A 20,184-nucleotide genomic window follows, 5' to 3' on the forward strand; every position below is an offset into this window, starting at 1 on the left:
ACGCAAAGATGACAGTTGTGTTACACCCCGTTGTAAAACAGGTGCCTTTTACAAAAAATAGGAGTCAGTCGCCATGCTACGATATTTAATCACGCTTCAAGCACCTGATAGAAAAGGATTAGTAGAGCAAATCGCCCACGCCGTGAGTCGCCATGGCGGCAATTGGCTCGACTCAGAATTGCGCCATATCGACGGGATTTTTGCCGCCATTTTGTTACTCGAAGTGCCTTCCCTGAAAATGGACGAGCTGATTGAAGCCTTAGAGTGTATCGACGGGCTCACCCTCACCTATGCTAAAACCTCAGTCGCCCTCAAACCCATTAAGCGACTGACCTACAGTTTAGTGTCCTACGACAGACCCGGATTAGTGCTGGATATCTCCAATCGGATCACTGCGCTTGGTATCAATATCGAGCAATTTAGCAGTCAATTTGAAACCGCTGGCCATACTGGCATCGCGCTCTTTCGCGCCACTATAGGTTTAGGCTTGACCGACCTTGCTCAAGAGGAGCAACTGATGCAATCCCTCTATGCCCTCGGTGATGACTTAGTGCTGGATAAACTCAGCCGTTAGGTTTCAACACTTTTAACAAAAAACGCCGCGGGCACTGCCAGCGGCGTTTTTTTATAGAGACTTAGCTAACGTTCTGGTGCCGAGACTTAATCAAATAACGCAGCGGCACTTGTGAAATAAGCATACCGAGCAGCATCAAACCGCAGCCAACCAAGGCGCGCAGCCCTAAGCTCTCCCCAAGGAATAAAATACCGCCGATGGCCGCAAACACAGTTTCTAAACTCAAAATAATTGCCGCGTGGGCAGGATGCGCATGCTTTTGCGCTAGCACCTGCAAAGTGTAGGCAATACCCACTGAAATCAGCCCCGCATAGGCCAGTGAGCCCCAGGCTGCAACCACCTTATCGACTGTCGTAACCTCAATGGCCGCAGACACCAGCAGGCTTAATACGCCGCACACCAAAAATTGCATCATGGCGAGTAACACTGGCGAAATCCGCTTGGCAAAATGATCTACCGCCAAAATGTGCATCGCCCAAAACAGCGCGCCAATCAATTGCAGCATATCGCCATAACCAATATGAAAGCCGTCTTTAATACTTAAAAAATACAGCCCCACTAATGCAACGGCACACCCCAACCATGTATTTGCGCCAGTAGCATGTTTCAGCGCCAGCCCCAAAATCGGCACTAACACGATATAAAGCCCAGTGATAAAGCCCGCATTGGCCGCGGTGGTATACAGCAGCCCCACCTGTTGCAATGAGGCGCCAGCAAACAGCAATCCGCCTACCGCCACGCAGCCAATGGCAAAATCTTTAGGTGTACCGAGATGAATTTTACCTTGCCGAGCCAAGTACCACACCAGTGGAACGAGTGACAGCGTACCGATTAAGAAACGTAGCCCGTTGAATGCAAAGGGCGATAAATGCTCCATTCCTAAGGTTTGCGCGACAAAACCAAAGCCCCAAATGGCAGCGGCTAACAAGAGTAAAAAATTGGCAGGCAAGATACTGTCTCAATGATTAAAAAGGATGACAAGATTACCGAGATGCTGGACGCTTGTCCAAAATAACCTACAAGTGAATAACAAACTGACGCACTCACCACAAGTTAATTGACAGTTCATTGACCCCCGTTAACCGCCGTACATTTAAATCAAGTTGGGGTATCAATCGAAAATTCCTATCTAAACTCGACTAGATAATCTTGTATACTGCACACCAAGCAATGACGAATGCATAAGTGCGCTGGGAAGCCTTGCCCAACCCAGTGACACAATAAAAACTAGGAACACCTATGTTAGGAACGCTAAAAAAGCTGCGCGCACACTTAGATGAGGCGCAACAAGTACAGTATCAACTGGTTGTTGGCGACGAGTTGCTGCCACTGAATCCCTTAATTGGCAAGCCACTGACACTTACCCACACGGGTAACATCTTCTGCTGTAACTGTGGCAAAAAGACCAAAAAAAGCTATTCGCAAGGCCATTGCTTTGTGTGTATGCAAAAGCTCGCCAGTTGCGATATGTGCATCATGAAGCCCGAAACCTGTCACTTTGACCAAGGTACTTGCCGGGAGCCAGAGTGGGCGCAAAGCCATTGTTTTGTGCCGCATTATGTTTATCTATCCAATACTTCAGGCATTAAGGTCGGCATCACCCGCCACACACAATTGCCCACCCGCTGGATAGATCAAGGCGCCACCCAAGGTTTACCGATTTTCAAAGTGTCGACACGACAAATCTCGGGTTTAGTAGAAGTGGAATTAGCCAAGCTCATCAACGATAAAACGCACTGGCAAGCCATGTTAAAGGGCCATGCCGATGATATCGATTTGAACGCTAAGGCTGCGGAACTGATCCCTCACATCGAAGCTAAACTGCATGAAATCGCTATGCAAAAAGGCGATTACAGCATCGAGCGATTGCAGGAAGACATTCAAACCATTCATTATCCGATTGAAGTTTTCCCCAAAAAAATCAGCTCACACAATTTTGATAAAGACGCCGTGGTCAGCGGAATTTTACAGGGCATCAAAGGCCAATATTTACTGTTCGATACGGGCGTGATTAATATCCGCAAATTTACGGCCTATGAAGTGAGTGTATCCTTAAGCAACTAGCTTGCGCCGCGTTGTGCTAAGGCTAAGCCCTACACAACGCGCGCTATTCTTGGCTTAGCAACGCTTGGCTTAAAAGGCAATGTACTAACTAACTTGCGCTTCCATATAGACAAGTTCCCAAATATGTCCATCGAGATCTTCGAACGCATGGCCGTACATAAACCCTTGATCTTGTGCTTGACGATAGGCTTTGCCACCATGCAGTTCAGCAAGTTTTACCAATTGGTCGACACGTTCTCGACTGTCACAGTCTAGGCAATTGAGTACCTCTGTCGTGGCATGGGCATCAGCAATCACCTTATCGGTAAAACCAGCAAAAAAAGGCTTCGCCAGCAGCATCACATAAATATTGCCCGCGATCACCACGCAAGCAGCCTGCTCATTGCTGTATTGCTCATTGATGCCAAACCCTAGACCAGCGTAAAAAGCCCTTGATTGTTGAACACTTTCAACCGCCAAATTAACAAAGATACTTTGTGCCATCATAATCTCCCTTTATAAGTCCTCTGCGGACGTACATCCTAGTCCGGTAAAAATACCTCTAATCTGTAGATAGGTAAGTAAATAGCTAACTGAATTGTCTAGTCAATCATTGCAACATCCTAAACTCGTGCTCCAGCGAGCTCTTTAGGCGAGCATCTGACTCACCTTAAGACTTTACTGATTACTGCGCCAAGATATCCGCCCTATTGCACCGCATGGGTGGCGGGCAGCGATAGCAGCATTTCCTCGATTGAGCCATCGAAGCGGGCTTTGACTTCATCCATATCCTTAATATTGGCAAAGCCTTGGCCAAGAACTCGCCATACCATCTCATAAGGCTGACCCGCAATACCCGTTGGCTTAAAAAAGCTAATCAACACTGAGCCTTTATCGTATTTTTTAAGATCAACACCTTGATTCGACAGCCCCGGCACTAAGCCTGCGGCGGCAAGTATCTGCTCATCCGACATTTGTGTGCCCATGGCGATGCCGAACCCCACTTGAAAGTCCGCCAGTTGCGGGTCTTCAACCCAGCGATAACCTTTTGTCAGCAGCACTTTTTTAAGGGTGTCCTGCATATGTTGTAAGACTTGTTGCTGATCGAGCCTGCGGTCAACAAAGATCTTCTGTAGTGTGGGATGCCAACTATAGGTCATGGCGCTCGGCGATAATTGACTCAAATCCCCCGAAGTTACGACAGTAGTTCGTAGCGCTTGCGAATCATCGTTCACACTTACACAGGCGGTAAGACCTAGCAAACTCAAGCTTACAATTGTCAGTACACGTCTTATTTTTTGTGGTAAATACATGCTCTTTCCCTTATGGCAATTTTTACAGCTTAAGGATAGTTGCTATTTCTCAGACTGAAAGTCGATATTCATCATAGTGTTAAATTGCAACGTTCGGCAACCGCTGCACTTATATTGCTCAGAAACCTTAGTGTGCACCACATAGTTATGATTTGTTACTTTATAAAGCCCGTACAGCGTATAGGCGCGATTCAATTTACCCGCTAGAATGCCTCGCTCAACGTCAGTGATAGTAATACCTCGACGCTTAAATTCGAGAGTAATATCCCTATTACAATGCTAAAAATGACAATAAATAAAAGGTGTGGAATTTATCTATGGAGTTAATACTGGCTATCGCATTGTTTGCCTTTTCATCGGGGATCACTCCAGGGCCTAACAATATTATGCTGATGACCTCAGGGGTCAACTTTGGCGTTAGACGCAGTATTCCGCATCTGATGGGGATTAGCCTTGGCTTTCCTACCATGATCCTCGCCATCGGCCTAGGCTTAAGCGCCCTATTTCAAGCCTACCCGATTATCCACCAAGTGATTAAAGTCATTGGGATTGTCTACCTTCTGTACCTGTCATGGTTGATAGCCAATAGCAGTAGCAAGATGGAGGGCAAGAGCATCGCTAAACCTTTTAGTTTTCTGCAAGCCGCGGCATTTCAATGGGTTAATCCTAAAGGCTGGATTATGGCCGTAGGCGCGATTGCCACTTTTACCTCGGTACAACAGGATCTCACACCTCAAGTGGTTACTATTGCCACAGTGTTTTTATGTGTGGCTTTTCCCTGTGCCGTGGTCTGGCTTGGGTTTGGTGTAGCACTTAAACGTATTTTGAAAAACGAACGCCAGCAGAAGATCTTTAATATCACTATGGCCATCTTGCTTGTGGCGTCTATCATCCCTATGATCGCCCCCTAATTTTGGCCGTAAGAGTTAAGCACTAGCATGAATGAGATAGAACTGATCATTGAACAAACCGATAACTGGGTGAAAAAAGTGATCATGAAATACAATATTTGCCCCTTCGCCAGACGTGAGGTCGAGCGCGGCAGTATTCGCTATCTTGTTGTTGAACAAACCAAAGTCAAGCTAGTGCTTAAGGCATTGATTGAAGAATGCCAATACCTGGATGCCCACCCAGAGCACGAAACCTCGCTGTTTATTCTGCCGCGGGGTTTTGAGGGCTTTTACACTTACCTCGATCTTGTCGATATGGCGAACGACGCCTTATTCGACAACGACTATGAAGGGATTTATCAGCTCGCGCATTTTCATCCCGACTATTGTTTTGAGGATGAACCACAGGACTCGGCCGCCAATTTTACCAACCGCGCGCCCTACCCAACCCTGCATATTATTCGCGAAGCCAGTATGGAGTTAGCCCTGGCTAACTATAACGACCCTGAATCCATCCCCGAGCGCAATATTCAGTTTTGTGAACGTAAAGGTAGCGAGTTTTTTATTAAATTACTCGCAGAGTGCATGGGGAAATAGCTTAATCACGGCGAATAGCACATGCGCCGCATCGCAATCTGCTCATTGCTTACGACAACGGAATGTAATCACGATGGACTTGATTATCCCATCAGCATTAAAGCCCTTTTTTAGCACAGAGATACCAGACTCACGCCAACTCGACATCGGTTTTGCCCTATTTGAATTTCCAAGATTTGAAGACCTCATCGATTTTCAAATGGGTTATCGCTGGCATGGTATCACCCAAGCGCGGGAGCTTACTTGGGATGATAATTGGCTAGTACTGGCAAGCTCCTATGGCGATCCCTTAATTTATCATTTAAAGGATGAACACATTCTTTTCGCTCGCCATGGCGCATGTGGTTGGAAGCCCAACCTTCTTTTTACCGATTTAGCCCAAATGTCTCGCTGTTTTAATGCGTTAGCAGCACTAATCTCCGACGCAGGCGACGCTCTTTTTGATGATGACGACAATATCCAGCCAAACTATGTTGAGTTAATTAAAGCGAAGATTGTGAATCATGTAGGGCTTGAGCAAGGCAACCAGATCGTCGAGCAACTAGAAATTATGGCCTACTAACATAAGAAGTAGGCCGTAGAAATTTAAATGCTATAAATCATCACATTAAGGATATCTACGGCCTGTTTGTCATAGTCAGTAATACTCACGAATAAGATCAGTCGAACCTATAACTGAAAACGTGTTACTAATCCTTTTAGCGTAACGCCAAGGCTAGCAAGATTATCGGCGGAGCTTGCTGTTTCTGCTGCGCCATCAGCGGTTTGTTCGGCAATATCCCTCACTCTCACGATACTTTTATTAATATCTTCTGCCACAGCGCTTTGTTCTTCCGAGGCTGCAGCGATTTGATGTGTCATATCCTGAATACGGCTAACCGCAACGGCAATATCCACTAACATCTCACCGGCTTCGCGGGATAATGACACTGCGCCATCACTCAATGTTCGGCTTTTGGTCATCATTTGTACCGACTCCGATGTCCCTTTTTGCAAGTTAACAATCATATTTTCAATTTCTTCGGTAGAGGATTGTGTGCGGCTCGCAAGGCTTCGCACTTCATCGGCCACCACTGCAAATCCCCGTCCCGCCTCACCAGCCCTTGCAGCTTCAATGGCCGCATTTAGTGCGAGTAAATTAGTCTGCTGTGCAACCGATTTGATCACATCAAGGACGGCACCAATACTGACACTTTCCGATTGTAAGCGCTCCATTGCATGTGCAGTGGTCGCTATTTCCTTGGCTAAAAGTTCGATTTGGCTAACCGCTTCGATAACTTTTTTATTACCTACCGCAGTGGTGTGATCCGCCTCTTTAGCGGCTAATGCAACATTTTCAGCACTCGTTGAGACCTCTTGTACTGTCGCAGCCATTTCATTAATCGCGGTAGCGACTTGGTCAGTTTCACTACGCTGATTTTGCATCCCCACACTATTTTGTACTGTGACCGAAGAAAGCACCTCAGCCGATGAAGCCAACTGCACCACGCTATCACCTATTTGTGCCAACATTTGCCTAAGGGTGCTATTCATTTCATCCATAGCACGCAATAGTTCTCCCATCTCATCCTGACGCTCTGAGTGAATAGTGCTACTTAAATCACCTTCGGCAATTTTTCTCGCTGTAACAAGGGTTTGTTTAAGTGGCCCAACAATTTGTCCACTGATTAACCAAGCCAGTAAGGGACCGACGACCAAGGCAACAATTAATGTACCGAGTACCACCTCCTTGGCTTGAGCATCCGCGTCTGCCCGCTGATGCTTTTGGATGTCAACTAATTCACGAATATTCACCATCAATGTTTGTGCAGCCTCGCCCATTGACTGTGTTAGGTTAGCCATATCACGGTTAACATTGACCAACGCATCAATATCTTGGTCATACCGATCCAGTATCTGTATGGCTTGCGCAGTATCTTCCCCCTTAAGAGTGGCAATAGTCTGAGATAATCTGGCAATCGCATCTTTTGCCGTTTTTAAATTAAGATCACTAGCATCATAGACATAGCCTCGAATGTGATAACGTAACATGGTCATTTGCTGGCTAACACTTAAGGCATCTTTTAATAATTCAGTATTTTGGGTCGCTTGAGCCTTGTTGGTCATTCTATCTACCAATTCCGCATAAGTGGCAACCAACTTTGCTCCCACTTGGGCACCTGTGACTTTTAATGCCTGTTTATGCTTAAACACATCACTAAACTGATTTATTGATTGATGATATCGTTCCATCGCCACTAATGATTCTTGAAGATACTGTCTATCGTAGGCATCGCTATACTCTGACAATTGTTGCTGTAAACCACTTTTTGTATTTTCAATTAAGCTCTGGAGTTCATCTAATTTTGTTAAATCGCCATTTGCGATAAATTCTAATCGCACGGCCTTGGCCGCAAGCAAGGTTTTATCGACATTGGCAATAAACTCTAACCGACGACTACTGATATCGATTGAGGTAAGTCCCCTGTATCCAGCCGCTGCTACAATAAATATCAGCAATAACAAGATCCCAAAACCAAGCCTTAACTTATTGGTTACTGTCATGTTTCCTAGCAAGCGGCGCAAACCTTCCATTTAAATACCCCGTATCAATTTTAAAGATGAGTAAACAAATCCAGTGCAATTGTAATAATTTTCCCATGACCGTTTATTGACCTAGTTAACCAATCAGTAAAATACATTATATGTATAACATTTAAATCAACAGTATATTGTGGAAGTCAGAGGCAGGAGAAAGCACGGCAAGTAATTAAACGGAATTTATAAAATAAAAACAAAAAGTTAAATCAACACCATCAGTGTAATGGCTGCAAAATATCCAACATATCGTATCAACGAAGCTTTTAGATGGTATCAGGGCTTTGGTATGACGCAGACTATTCTCCCGACGGGGAATGGGCTCAGCAATACTGGCAATCCGATTCGGTATTAAAACAGAGTTAATTCAGCTTATCCGGCATAGACATCAAATGAAAAGACATAAAAGGTTTTATGTGGATGATTTAAGAAATACTATTCAAATTCAATGTGTTAGTGTGGCTTTGAACGGAGTAACAAGCGTGTTATCTAATGGCATAGAGATTTTCTAACGGCACAACATTATTTCAAATTTCGTTGTATCGCTGACTTTAAGTCGACCTTATCCAGCCCGATGGTTTTTAGCATTTGTTTACTTTTAGTGTCGAGTTGAGCCCAATCAAAGGATTTGTATGCTCCATTTCTTATTGCCATAGCGGCGATTTTTATCGCTATTGATACGCCATTCATAGGCTTTTTTAGCGCAAACAGATACTCATCTTCAACATTACTGCTGTGGATATAAACTTCGGCTCTGCTCTTATTGTTAAAGTTGATTTGCAACTCAAAGAGAATGATCACAGCCATTAAACTTTGCAAGAAAACCCCAGAAGTTACGACCTTTACCGCACTAAAGTTGGTAATTATTGGTATAAAACCCATCAAATCATGAAGTGAGATTTGCTTGGCGAGCAGTGCAAACCAAGCAGTCACAAACCCTAACCCCAAGGCCTTATCAACAAAAAATAAATATATTTAAATAACTTAAAGAAAATTAGCCAATATATTACCCCTGCATGGCTTAGTTATTAACGCTGCGCTCATTGTCACCCTTTGCTTACCGCTCAAATGTTTACAAATTGCTACATTTGTAATTTGTTTGTTAAAAACAATTTCCTGTGTTAGGTTGAATTCGCTTAAGTCAGCAGACTCTCGTCTGCGCATAGGAGCGCAAGTAGATGCTCCGTGTCACTTAGGTCTTATAACCTTGATAACAAATGGAGCAAGCACAATGAAATTAACCAAAATAGCCAGTGCCGTTATTGCCGTATCTGTAGGCGTTATTACCCAAGCCCATGCGGATGACAATCGTTATGTCATTCAAGTCGAAGAAGGCCATAAAGGTATTGTTAAAGCACTCGCTAAAAAGCTTGGTGGTGAAATAAATCTTGAAGGGGATGAATTTATTGCTGCAACTTTTACAGGTAAAGATCTCGCCCAAGTCAAAGGCCTATTAAATAATCCTCATATTACCCTGATTGAAGAAGACGTTCGTCGTCATCCTATGGCGCAGTATAACGATGATGCGGGTAATCCTATGACCCAACAAGTCACGCCATATGCGGTATATCAATCCCGTGCAAACCAAGTGACTTTTAACCCAAATGCAGGCATGAAGGTTTGTATTATTGACTCAGGATTAGATAGCTCAAACCCCGATTTTAACTGGAACAACATTACTGGCGATAACGATTCAGGTACAGGAAATTGGTTCCAAAATGGTGGCCCACATGGCACGCACGTTGCGGGCACCATTGGCGCCGCCAACAATAATATTGGTGTCGTCGGTATGGCACCTGGCGTACCTATGCACATCGTAAAAGTATTCAATGCATCGGGTTGGGGCTATTCATCTGATTTAGCCTATGCAGCCAACAAATGTAGCAATGCGGGCGCTAAGATTATCAGCATGAGCTTAGGTGGTGGTGCGGCAAACAATACCGAAAAGAATGCCTTTGATGCCTTTACTGCTGCCGGAGGCTTAGTGGTAGCCGCTGCTGGTAATGACGGTAATTCAGTACGATCTTACCCTGCGGGATATCCATCCGTCATGATGATCGGCGCTAACGATGCGAACAATAAGATTGCCGATTTCTCTCAATATCCCAGCTGTTTAAGTGGTCGCGGTAAAAAAGCTGTCAATGATGACGGTATCTGTGTCGAAGTCACCGCAGGCGGTGTCGATACACTCTCAACCTACCCAGCTGGGATGGCAACGGCATCAACCTTAAGCGTCGATGGCGCGAATGTAGTCTCCTCAGCGATGGAAAACGCTGGTTCAGCCACGGGCAATACTTACTTTATGGGAACAGCTCAAGCAGTAGACTCTAGCGCTAACGGTAAGATCTGTGTGATCGACCGCGGTGTGATCTCCTTCCATGATAAAGTACTTAACTGCGAAAACTCTGGTGGCGTGGGTGCAATTCTGATCAATAACACCGCCGGTATGCTCTACGGCACTTTGGGAGATACTAATGCCACCAGTATTCCGGCAGTAGGTGCAGCGCTTGAAGATAGAGCTCGCCTTGTTGCCGCACAAAATGCGACGATCTCGATTGGCGCAGTTGACTATGGTTTTATGAGCGGAACATCGATGGCAACCCCTGCGGTATCGGGTATTGCAGCACTCGTGTGGTCTAACCATTCTCAATGTACTGGAGCCCAAATTCGCAAAGCGTTAAAAGCAACCGCAATGGATGCGGGCGCAGCAGGTAAAGATATCTACTTTGGTTATGGTATCGTCAATGCTAAAGCGGCCGATACTTACCTCACCACCTATGGTTGCTCAGGCAAATAAGCTTAACAAAGCTTATTTCAATGTAAAAAATCAGCACTTGTGCTGATTTTTTACATTAAGAGTGAGTTGAAGGCTGTTGGTATATGAAGCAAGAATACAAGCTAAACTCAGTTCAAAAGCCTCCTTGAATAAATTCTCGCTTTACGCTTCTTCATCTCAGCATTGAAAGGCATAACAACACAGCAATAGGCATTAAGTAATAACGCCATGATTTACAAGGCTAGAGACTTAATCCCCACACTTCAAAGGCGTCGCGGCAAAGTTGCTCACGAAAATCCGGATGGGCGATATTAATCAAGGCCTGTGCCCGTTCACGTAGCGAGCGGCCACGAAGATTAGCCGCGCCATATTCGGTCACTATGTAATGAACATGGGCGCGGGTAGTTACCACCCCCGCCCCAGGAGATAACACGCTAGCGATGCGAGAAACCCGACCTCCAGAGGCCGTACTTGGCAGCGCAATCACAGAGCGGCCACCTTCGGACAGCCCTGCGCCGCGGATAAAGTCCATCTGGCCACCCACGCCCGAATAGATCTTAGTGCCAATGGAATCGGCACACACTTGCCCTGTGAGATCGACCTGCAGCGCCGAGTTAATCGCCATTACATTGGGGTTTTTACGGATAATAGACGTGTCGTTAACTTGCTCGATATCCATAAAGATAACCGCAGGATTATCATCCACATAGTCATATAACTTCTGGCTACCTAAGGCAAAACCGGTAACCAGTTTTCCGGGGTAAAAGCGCTTTTTACTATTGTTAATCACGCCCTTTTCAACTAATTGCAAAATCCCGTCGGAAAACAATTCGGTATGCACGCCTAAGTCTTTGTGCTCGGTCAGGCAGGACAATACCGCATCGGGAATCGCGCCAATACCCATCTGCAAACAATCACCATCGCGGACTAATTCAGCCACATTTTTCCCTATCGCCAGACTCACAGCATCGCCAGTGGCAAACGAATGAATGGGTAAACTGGCGCTTTGCTCATACACGGCGGCAAAACGGTCGATATGAATAAAACCATCGCCGTGGGTGCGGGGCATTTGTGGATTAATATGGGCAATGATTTTACCCGCCACTTGGCAGGCGGCTAAAGTGGCCTCCACCGAAATTCCTAAGGAACACATGCCATGTTTATCCGGCGGCGACACTTGGATAATCGCGGTATCGATTTTTTGCTCGCCGGAGCGGAATAGTTTAGGCACTTCAGAGAGGAAAATCGGCACATAATCGGCATCGCCACTTTGTAATAACGGCCTTGTAGGCACCCCACCGAAAAAACAGCGATGGCGCAAATGCCCACGTAAATCGGGATGACTTAAGGATTCAGCACCTTCGGTATGTAACTGTAATAAGGTGAGATTTTCAAGGGTGAGCGCATGTTTTGCCAGCGCATCTAATAGGACTTTTGGAGTTGCGCCCATGGAATGGGTCCACAGGGTTTCGCCACTTTGGATCAGTGAAACCGCTTCGAGGGCACTTTGACACACAATCGCAGGCATACAGAATTCCTTCGCTAAGCTAAATCTCTATTCCTTTTGTGTATGATGCAACGTTGATGCGCATCGCGCTGCTCAGCCGAATAGGCCTTCACATTCACTGAGCTGATAACCTCAGGTATCGATTTACACAAATCGGTCTGCATAAATCGCGCGAAGGGACACACTAAGCCATCACATAAAAGGAACATTTTGTTAGCAGCAGTGTAAGCGAGTTCTAAAGTAACTAACATCCATTTCAACTACTTAGTCCAAATCTTTACGCATAATTTGCGTTAAATCAAAACTCGCGCCTAAAGCGTGAGTCAGCCCCTTAATCCAAACGTTTAGAAAAGCGCAGGCTTGCCACCAGCAGCCCCAAGCAGGTAAAACCAATCATCCACAAGGCATCAAATTGCAAGTCACTCACCTCGGCATCCCGAAGCACAATCGCGCGGGACATGCGCATAAAGTGAGTCGCGGGTAACGCCTCGGCAATCCACTGCGCCGCTACGGGCATGGCCTCGTAGGGGAACATAAAACCCGACAACAAAATCGATGGCAGCAGGATAAATACCGTCATTTGCATCGACTGTAACTGGGTTTTCGCTATGGTCGAAATCACTAGGCCTAAGGTCAAACTGGCGCAGATAAACAACATGGCCGCCAGCGCAATCGAGTCCAAACCACCGCGAATCGGCACGGCAAACAGCAAATGCCCAGCGCTAAGAATAATCGCCAATTGTACAAAGCCGACTAACACATAAGGCGTGATTTTTCCTAGCATTAGCTCAAGCGGCCTCACAGGTGTGGTGATTAAAAACTCCATATTGCCCTGCTCGCGTTCGCGCACAATCGCGGCCGAGGTAAACATCACCATGGTCATAGTCAAAATGACCCCTAAGAGGCCGGGGACGATATTCACCACAGATCGCTGCTCAGGGTTAAAATACTGCACCACCTCAAAACTGGGGGGATTGGATTTGACCGCCCTGCCCGCAATTTCATCCAGCGGCATTTGTCTTAAACTGCGAATGGTGGAGGCGACCACAGTATCCGAGCCATCCACCAACCATTGACCGACAGGCTCGGCAAAATAGGTCTGCCCTGCAAACGCCGGATGCCGTACTAAACGCTCGTCAAGATCGGCACCTAAATACAGCACGGCTTTCACTTCGCCGCGGGTGATCGCTGCTTCCGCCTCGTTGACACTCAAATAGCGATTTTTAAAATCAACGACTTGGGTCGCTTCTACCGCCTTGACTAAAGCACGGCTATAGGCGGAGTCACTTAAATTGACTAAACCTGCGGGCAAATGACGCGCATCGGTATTGATAGCATACCCAAACAGCATCAACTGCACTAAGGGGATCATCACTATCATGCCGAAGGTCATGCGATCCCGCGATAACTGTCTGAGTTCTTTGACCACCACGGCCCAAATTCTACCTAGCATCTTGAGTCTCCACTATCGTGGCCTGACTGCCGTTTGGCGGCGCCAGTTGGGCACGTCCGCCCGTGCAAGTCACAAACACATCCTCAAGGCTTGGGCGCACCTCGGTCAGTGCCCGCCCAGCAACCCTTGGGCTTAACCAAGCCAGCGGATCTGCAATCGAACTTTGCACTAATACCCGTAAACGACTGCCAATCTGCGCCGCCGATAACACATTGGCATCGCTGATAAGCGACTGTTTAAGCTTGCGTAAATCCTCCCCCGACACTTCAATGACCCGCGCGCCCATGGCCGCCATGAGTTGTTGCGGCGAGCCATCGGCGCGTTTTATCCCACGCTCTAAAATCGCCAGACCATGGCAACGCTCGGCCTCATCCATATAGTGGGTTGAGACTAAAATCGTGGTGCCTTGGGCGCAGAGGTCGAACAGCCGCTCCCAAAACTCGCGGCGATTTTCAGGGTCGACCGCCGACGTCGGCTCATCGAGAAATAACAGCTCGGGGTGATGTAAGGTCGCGGCGGCCAAGGCTAAACGCTGTTTTTGCCCGCCACTCATGGAGCCCGCCATTTGCTTCTCGCGCCCCGCCAAATCGTACAAGCTTAATAACTCGGCCAAACGCGCCTTAGTTTGGCGACGATTCAGCCCATAAATTTGCGCCACAAACTCGAGATTTTCCCGCACCGACAGGTTGTCGTAGAGGGAGAATTTTTGCGTCATATAGCCAATGCGGCGGCGCAGTTTTTCCTCGGCGCCGGGCAAGGTTTCGCCCAGCACCCGAATATCCCCCGAGGTCGGACTAAGCAGCCCAGTCAACATCCGAATAGAGGTCGATTTACCACAACCATTGGGGCCTAAAAAACCATAAATTGTGCCCTTAGGGATCGCCAAATCGAGATTTTCTACCGCATTGATGCCGCCAAAGGCGCGGGTCATACCACGGGTTTCGATAGCAAACTCAGATGCCGCGGTTGATGTTTCAGCCGCTGATGTCCCAGCGACTGTTCCCCCTGCTGAAGCCTGTTGTGCACTCATGGCAGTTGTACCTCAAGGGCCATTCCCGTGGGTAAATCCTGCCCCTCTAGCGCAATATCAATATCGGTCAGATACATCAGTCGTGCCCTATCGCGTTCATTTAAGGCATAAAAAGGAGTGTAAGCCGGTTGACTGCGAATATTACGCACAGTGCCTGCAATAGGCTGCGTGCGGCCATCGACAAGGATCTTCACTTGGCTACCCGCCTTGACCCTATCGAGCCAAGTCGCAGGTAGATATACCCGCACATAGGGATGCTCAATTGCCAATAAACCAATAAGTTGGCTACCTGCGGCCACCCTGTCACCCACCCGCCAAGGCAAGGTATCCACCATTGCGGCTCTCGCCACCACTAGGCTTAAATCCTTGAGGGCTTTTTGCTCCTGCGCCACGCCAGCCATGGCCGCCTCGACTGCGGCTCTGGCTTGCTCGAGTTGCTCGCTGCGGGTGCCGTTTTGCAGCAGTCTTAGGCTCTGCTCGGCTTCGGCTTGCTTGGCAAGGCTGGTATCACGCGCCGCGCGCGCAGCATCTAAATCTGCTTGACTGAGCACCTTAGTCTTAAATAACCGCTGCGTACGCTCAAAACTCTGCTGCGCCTCTTTAACACTGGCATTGGCGCCATCAAGGGCGGCGCGGGCTTTATCTATGTCTTCCGAGCGAGCCCCCGTTACCGCTTCCGCCAGCTTTGCCTTGGCTTGCTTAAGCTCGGCCTGACGCTGGCTAAGGCGCGCCTGAGCGGCGGTGCTGTCAAGCTCAAGTAACACTTCCCCCGCCTGCACTTGCTGGCCTTCGACCACATTTATCCGCTTGATCAACTCCCCCACAGGGGCGGTGAGGGTTAACCTATCGCGCTCAACCGTACCCAGCACTCGGGGGGATTCATCGCCGCAGGCCGTCAATTGCAGCAACAGCGCCGCGACCAATAGACTCGTCACCAGCTTGCCCCATCTTTGGGGATATAGTCGTCGCGCCTTAACCGACATCACAGCTAACCCATTAGATACACTCATCATTCACTCCTAGGTTCACGCAAAACGCCCTGGGTAAACACCTGCATATTGTGCAGTGCCAAACGTTGTAAGTCCTCGGCATTGCTACTAAACAGGCCAAACTGACGCATTAAAACCGGGGGAGCAATCAGCGGAAACACCATCAAACTGATAAAACTCAGGCGCACTAAATTGGGGTCTAACCCTGCTTTGAGTAATCCAGCATTCACTAATGCCGACTCAACCCATTGGCGCGAGAGGGACAGAATTTGCTCAAACACCGACAACATGATCCGATAGGCCTCGGTGCCATCGCCTTCCTGCAACACACGCACGATTAATCGGGGTAATCCGGGATTAGGTGCCATCACCCGATAATAGATCTGCATCAGTTCGCCAATATCATTAGGTGCTTGAGCGCAGGAGATTTCACGCAAACGCGCAATCACAGGCTCGAGGGTTTCACGCACCATCTGCTCGAATAGCCCAGCCTTAGAGCCAAAGTAATAACGAATAAGCGCCGCATCCACCTCGGCCTCACGGGCTATTTCACGGGTAGAAACAGTGGGATAACTGCGTTCACTAAAGAGCGTCACCGCGGCGGTGATCAGCCGTTGACGTGCATCAGAGTTGCCCTTCGGACGACCCGCAGCCATAGACAGCCCAGATTGGGCGGCAAAGGGAACCACACCTCTTGGGCGACGAGGGATAAGCGACATAAGCCTCTCCGGCAGAATTCATCTATTGATGAATATACTGAAAAGCTGCTGGAAAAGGCAGCAGTTAAATTCCTCATTTTGGTTAAAATTGAGGAATTTAACCTAAAAGCTTAAGCCTAAAATATCAGAGGTTTAAAACCACTCTTAAGGCTTGTATTTATCTTTGATGAAATCCTAAGCCCCTTTGACGATAGCGCTTAAACGCTCAATAAATTGCTGCACCGCCTCAATGGAATCAAAACTAAAGGCCAATCCATAGTGGGTTTCAGTCAGACTTTTATGTAAACGTTTGGGAAATCGCGTCATTTCCGCGCTGTGGTAATAGTCATATTTAGCATGCACGCCTGCTAAGGTGGTAAATTCACCCGAAAATATCTCAAACGCGGGGCGAATAATCAGTTGCGGTGTTTTGCCATCCATATGCAGGTAAAAGGCTTCCTTAGTACCTGGCAACATATATTCGGTAATGCTCTTCACCGAAAAATTGCTACGGCAATTGAGTTCGGTTAAACAGCGGCTCATTTCCTGTTGTGTGATGGCCAAAGGTGCCTCCCAATAAGTGTGAAAACGCTATAGAACCAATAACGATCCAAAACGTTAAAGTAAAAATAATTTTTGAGCCATCCCAGCCAATTCAAACGGCTAAATACGCTATACGTTTTATTAGCGTTTACTGATCAAGCAATTAGCTGTCGGTTAGGTCATATTAAAACAAAGTCAAAAGATTGTCGCTATGTCATTAAATTGTATAGCGAATTTTTGCTTGCCAGCCCCAAATGTTGCGACTAGGTTAATAAGCCAGAGTAAGAGTCTACCCTGTCCACCATAGCAAGGTCACTCAGCTTGTAAACTTTTACTCCCAGTGGTTTTACTGCGCAGCATTCCTTAAAACCAGCCTAAGATTGCCTTGCACCAGAGTGCAGCGATGTCAATCGACACAGACACCTGATTAATGTTCACGATTGCAATGCACTGTAAGGCCGCGCTCAATCACTAGAGATGAGAAACACCCATGAAGATAAAAAACACCTTAATGCTCTTGGGTCTGTTAGCTGTCAGCCCCGCGGTTTTTGCCGCAACAGGTATCGCCTTTGTTCACGGAACCGGAAAACAAACCAATGCGTTAGCCGACTATTGGACTTCGGAATTTGTTAACTCAGTGCGCCAAGGGATACCCGTCCCCAATAATTACACTGTCATCAACTGTGACTTCGACCAATATATGTGGGAAGAAGCCGCCGCGGGTTGCCTCGCCACTCAGCTCAATAGCTTTATTCAAGCGAAGAATATTGATGATTTAATCCTGCTCACCCACTCTAATGGCGGTAATGTGGTGCGCTGGATTTTATCAAACCCCACCTGGGACAGCCGTTATCCTGCGGTGATCAAAGCCACCTCCAGAGTCATCGCCCTCGCGCCATCGAGTGGCGGCACGCCGCTGGCCGATGCAGTCAATCAAGGCAATGTGTTCGAAACGACTCTAGGTTGGCTCTTAGGCTATGGCAGCAATGCAGTCAAACAGCAGCAAGTCGGCTGGATGGCAAACTACAACAACACTTGGCTCTATGGCACCTCGGGTCGCCCGAGTTTAGGTAAGCCCTTCGAGGTGGTTGTCGGCTCGGATGTGGATTCCGCCATTTGGGACAGCGACAGCTACTGCGCTGGCTATCAATATCAGGTCGCCCTCGAAACCACCCAAAACTGGCTCGATAGCTGCTCCGACGGCTTCTTAAATTGCAGCTCCCAAAAAGCCGCAGGCACAGTCTGGTTCACCGATAAACAAAAGACCCGAGGCCAAGAACCGTTAAGCCATCAGCAGAGTCGCCGTGCCTGCTTTAACTTAGACACGCTGATCCGCAATCATATTTAAGGAGCTCACTATGCCACCTTTTACACTCCGCACCTTAAGCAAAGCGGTCAGCTTGGTCATCTTTGCTAGCCTGCTCGGTGCCTGTCAGGATGATTCACCCACGCCTGAGCCACAAAAAGAAGCCAGCCCAATGTATGCCAAGGGCTTAACCTTAGCCGCGCCGACGCAGAGCGACCTTGTCGATACTAATATCGCCTCGCCAACTCTCGCGCCAATTAATACCAGTACCGATTACGTCAGCTTTATCACTCCGCTCTATGGTGAATACCAAGCCAGTCAACCCGTGCTTGAGCAGGCAAGCCAAAGTGATGAGTATTGGCTAAATGTCACCGGCGCCGAGCTAAATGCTGGCGTGCAGCTCAACTTAAGCCAAGCGGGCAGCTTAGTGCGGATTGCGCCCCGTGGCGATGTCAGCACAGGCGCCTTAATGCATGCCGATGCCGTTGCCCCCGAGCGGGTGCAAATTCAGCGGATAGGCCAAACGCCGCAGGGGAAAAACGCCAGTCCGCAAGCCACGGAATCCTTGGTTAAATCGCTGGTGAGCGCCGACGCCCTAGCAAGCGCAGGCTTAGCCGATGACTCCAGCGCCCTGCAAATGTCTGAAAAAGCCACGGCCGGAGAATATCGCCTACAAGTCAGCCAGCCCTTGGTCGCTAAGGCGAACTATTTGGTCAACGTGAAGGAAAAAGGCTCGCCCTATCAACTAAGCATCAAGGCGCCCAGCGCAATTGCGGCCGATGCCCAAACGGTTGGGGTAAAACTCGCCTTATACCAATTCCATTAACTAACTGGTCAAAATTGTCCATGGTCTAGTACACAATTCTATCACTCTTGCTTTCTTCTCAATGAAGGTATTCCATGCGATAGAGCACTGTTCGACAATATCGTCATAACCACTAAAACAACGATTGGCCAACACATTTTGACGCAGCCATTGCCATACCTGCTCTATTGGATTCAACTCCGGTGAATAAGGTGGCAACTTGAGAAGCGTCAGATTATCAAAGTCATCGGCCAAATCCTGTTGATGCCAGCCTGCGCCGTCCATGATGACCAGCGCATGGCGCCCAAATGCGGTGGCGGCTGAAATCAGTTTTAAATGCTCGTTCATATATTCGCTATTGGCATGCGGGGCAATAATCGCTTGTGTCGCCCCCGTTGCCGGACACACGGCGCCATATAGATACGCTGATTCAAATTGTTGCTGCTTGACGGCCCGTGGACGGGTCCCTTTCTCAGCCCAAATACGGGTGGTGGTATTCTGTTGGCCAAAGCGGGCTTCATCTTGAAACCAAACGTCAATGCGATCGAGTGCAACGTGCCCAGGTGTGTTAAGGATCGTTGCCATCCGGAAGTTTTTTAAAAGCCTCTTGTATAGCCTCAGATTGTTTCGGGTGGCGAGAGCGAGTGGTAATCCATGAGAAGCCAAGTTGATGCAGCAAGCGGTAGATATTTGCTTGCTTGAACGTCACACCAAATTCAGACTGAATAAATAGGCCGACATCCTTGGCCATCAACCTGCCACCTTGTTCAGATAGACTTCTGTGCTGTACGAACGCTTTAAGCTTAGCTTGTTGTGCGATGGACAGTGTCGCAGGACGGCCCGGATTGGGCGCATCGTCAAGGCCAGTCAGCCCATGGGTTAAATAGGCGGTGACCCAGCGATTGACACTGGTTCTACTGACCTTAAGCATGCTTGCGATGGCGGTACGAGAATGACCTTCAGTGAAATGGAGTAAGGCAAGATAGCGCATACGTTTGCGTGCACTTTTCTCCGATTTTACTAAGGCTGCGATGTGGGGATTATTCATATTTTGTATGATTAAAAACTGATGACCAATTAGAT

General features: G+C 47.8%; 19 protein-coding genes and 1 pseudogene. 8 read left to right on the forward strand and 12 right to left on the reverse strand.

The window, feature by feature from the left end; translation table 11 throughout:
* The first annotated feature begins 73 nt into the window (after positions 1-73).
* Positions 74-574, forward strand: a complete 501-nt coding sequence (locus FJD32_RS14650; RefSeq protein WP_037416937.1) for an ACT domain-containing protein — start codon at positions 74-76, stop codon at positions 572-574.
* 61 nt (positions 575-635) lie between these two features.
* Here FJD32_RS14650 and FJD32_RS14655 read toward each other — a convergent pair whose 3' ends face one another.
* Complete coding sequence (locus tag FJD32_RS14655; RefSeq protein WP_037416935.1) at positions 636-1,523, reverse strand: DMT family transporter; 888 nt, start codon at positions 1,521-1,523, stop codon at positions 636-638.
* A 290-nt stretch (positions 1,524-1,813) separates the two neighbouring features.
* Here FJD32_RS14655 and FJD32_RS14660 point away from each other — a divergent pair, with 290 nt between their 5' ends.
* Positions 1,814-2,638, forward strand: coding sequence for a DUF2797 domain-containing protein (locus tag FJD32_RS14660; RefSeq protein ID WP_088585792.1), 825 nt, complete (start codon positions 1,814-1,816; stop codon positions 2,636-2,638).
* Between the two features lie 84 nt (positions 2,639-2,722).
* On the opposite strand, the gene FJD32_RS14665 is transcribed toward FJD32_RS14660, so the two are convergent.
* Both FJD32_RS14665 and FJD32_RS14670 read right to left on the reverse strand, forming a co-directional pair.
* Positions 2,723-3,121 carry a glyoxalase/bleomycin resistance/extradiol dioxygenase family protein gene (locus tag FJD32_RS14665; protein WP_088585793.1) on the reverse strand — a complete coding sequence of 133 codons (399 nt, stop codon included), beginning with the start codon at positions 3,119-3,121 and terminating at the stop codon, positions 2,723-2,725.
* Positions 3,122-3,324: 203 nt separating this feature from the next.
* Positions 3,325-3,930 carry a DUF4136 domain-containing protein gene (locus FJD32_RS14670; RefSeq protein ID WP_088585794.1) on the reverse strand — a complete coding sequence of 202 codons (606 nt, stop codon included), beginning with the start codon at positions 3,928-3,930 and terminating at the stop codon, positions 3,325-3,327.
* Positions 3,931-4,247: 317 nt separating this feature from the next.
* Between FJD32_RS14670 and FJD32_RS14675 the strand changes: the two genes are divergently transcribed.
* From FJD32_RS14675 to FJD32_RS14685, 3 genes are all read left to right on the forward strand, one after another.
* Positions 4,248-4,841, forward strand: coding sequence for a LysE family translocator (locus tag FJD32_RS14675; RefSeq protein WP_055646962.1), 594 nt, complete (start codon positions 4,248-4,250; stop codon positions 4,839-4,841).
* A 27-nt stretch (positions 4,842-4,868) separates the two neighbouring features.
* Positions 4,869-5,417, forward strand: a complete 549-nt coding sequence (locus FJD32_RS14680; RefSeq protein WP_088585795.1) for a DUF1415 domain-containing protein — start codon at positions 4,869-4,871, stop codon at positions 5,415-5,417.
* A gap of 73 nt (positions 5,418-5,490) precedes the next feature.
* Positions 5,491-5,979: a hypothetical protein gene (locus FJD32_RS14685; RefSeq protein ID WP_047538977.1), complete on the forward strand. Its 489-nt coding sequence runs from the start codon at positions 5,491-5,493 to the stop codon at positions 5,977-5,979.
* A gap of 107 nt (positions 5,980-6,086) precedes the next feature.
* On the opposite strand, the gene FJD32_RS14690 is transcribed toward FJD32_RS14685, so the two are convergent.
* Together FJD32_RS14690 and FJD32_RS14695 are read right to left on the reverse strand one after the other, a co-directional pair.
* Complete coding sequence (locus FJD32_RS14690) at positions 6,087-7,961, reverse strand: methyl-accepting chemotaxis protein (protein WP_231640349.1); 1,875 nt, start codon at positions 7,959-7,961, stop codon at positions 6,087-6,089.
* A 555-nt stretch (positions 7,962-8,516) separates the two neighbouring features.
* Positions 8,517-8,927 (reverse strand): hypothetical protein, encoded by a 411-nt coding sequence (locus FJD32_RS14695; protein WP_088585797.1) that lies wholly within the window; start codon positions 8,925-8,927, stop codon positions 8,517-8,519.
* A gap of 298 nt (positions 8,928-9,225) precedes the next feature.
* Between FJD32_RS14695 and FJD32_RS14700 the strand changes: the two genes are divergently transcribed.
* Entirely contained in the window at positions 9,226-10,791 is a 1,566-nt protein-coding gene (locus FJD32_RS14700; RefSeq protein ID WP_088585798.1) for a S8 family serine peptidase, read from the forward strand.
* Between the two features lie 220 nt (positions 10,792-11,011).
* On the opposite strand, the gene FJD32_RS14705 is transcribed toward FJD32_RS14700, so the two are convergent.
* From FJD32_RS14705 to FJD32_RS14730, 6 genes are all read right to left on the reverse strand, one after another.
* On the reverse strand, positions 11,012-12,298 hold the full coding sequence (locus FJD32_RS14705) for an acetyl-CoA hydrolase/transferase C-terminal domain-containing protein (RefSeq protein WP_047538971.1): 1,287 nt from the start codon (positions 12,296-12,298) through the stop codon (positions 11,012-11,014).
* A gap of 310 nt (positions 12,299-12,608) precedes the next feature.
* Positions 12,609-13,730, reverse strand: a complete 1,122-nt coding sequence (locus FJD32_RS14710) for an ABC transporter permease (protein WP_122040749.1) — start codon at positions 13,728-13,730, stop codon at positions 12,609-12,611.
* Positions 13,720-14,661, reverse strand: a complete 942-nt coding sequence (locus FJD32_RS14715) for an ABC transporter ATP-binding protein (RefSeq protein WP_088586960.1) — start codon at positions 14,659-14,661, stop codon at positions 13,720-13,722. Before FJD32_RS14715 ends, FJD32_RS14710 begins: the two co-directional genes overlap by 11 nt.
* A gap of 95 nt (positions 14,662-14,756) precedes the next feature.
* The gene (locus FJD32_RS14720; protein WP_122040750.1) at positions 14,757-15,770 is read right to left on the reverse strand and encodes an HlyD family efflux transporter periplasmic adaptor subunit; all 1,014 of its coding nucleotides are present in this window, start codon (positions 15,768-15,770) and stop codon (positions 14,757-14,759) included.
* Positions 15,770-16,468, reverse strand: a complete 699-nt coding sequence (locus FJD32_RS14725) for a TetR/AcrR family transcriptional regulator (protein ID WP_088585800.1) — start codon at positions 16,466-16,468, stop codon at positions 15,770-15,772. Before FJD32_RS14725 ends, FJD32_RS14720 begins: the two co-directional genes overlap by 1 nt.
* 174 nt (positions 16,469-16,642) lie before the next feature.
* Positions 16,643-16,990 (reverse strand): hypothetical protein, encoded by a 348-nt coding sequence (locus tag FJD32_RS14730; RefSeq protein WP_037416982.1) that lies wholly within the window; start codon positions 16,988-16,990, stop codon positions 16,643-16,645.
* Between the two features lie 490 nt (positions 16,991-17,480).
* Between FJD32_RS14730 and FJD32_RS14735 the strand changes: the two genes are divergently transcribed.
* The gene (locus FJD32_RS14735; RefSeq protein ID WP_037431013.1) at positions 17,481-18,338 is read left to right on the forward strand and encodes a hypothetical protein; all 858 of its coding nucleotides are present in this window, start codon (positions 17,481-17,483) and stop codon (positions 18,336-18,338) included.
* Positions 18,339-18,348: 10 nt separating this feature from the next.
* Positions 18,349-19,107, forward strand: a pseudogene (locus tag FJD32_RS14740) (DUF4785 domain-containing protein); the annotation flags it as partial.
* A gap of 15 nt (positions 19,108-19,122) precedes the next feature.
* Here the strand turns inward: FJD32_RS14740 and FJD32_RS14745 are convergent.
* Positions 19,123-20,149, reverse strand: a protein-coding gene (locus FJD32_RS14745) for an IS630-like element ISSpu8 family transposase (RefSeq protein WP_088585529.1) whose coding sequence is annotated in 2 segments (ribosomal slippage) — positions 19,123-19,698 and positions 19,700-20,149 — 1,026 coding nt in all. Because the reading frame shifts where the segments join, the coding sequence is not laid out codon by codon here.
* Positions 20,150-20,184: the final 35 nt, after the last annotated feature.

The sequence above is a fragment of the Shewanella sp. LC6 genome, assembly GCF_006385735.2.
Taxonomy (GTDB): Bacteria; Pseudomonadota; Gammaproteobacteria; order Enterobacterales; family Shewanellaceae; genus Shewanella; species Shewanella xiamenensis.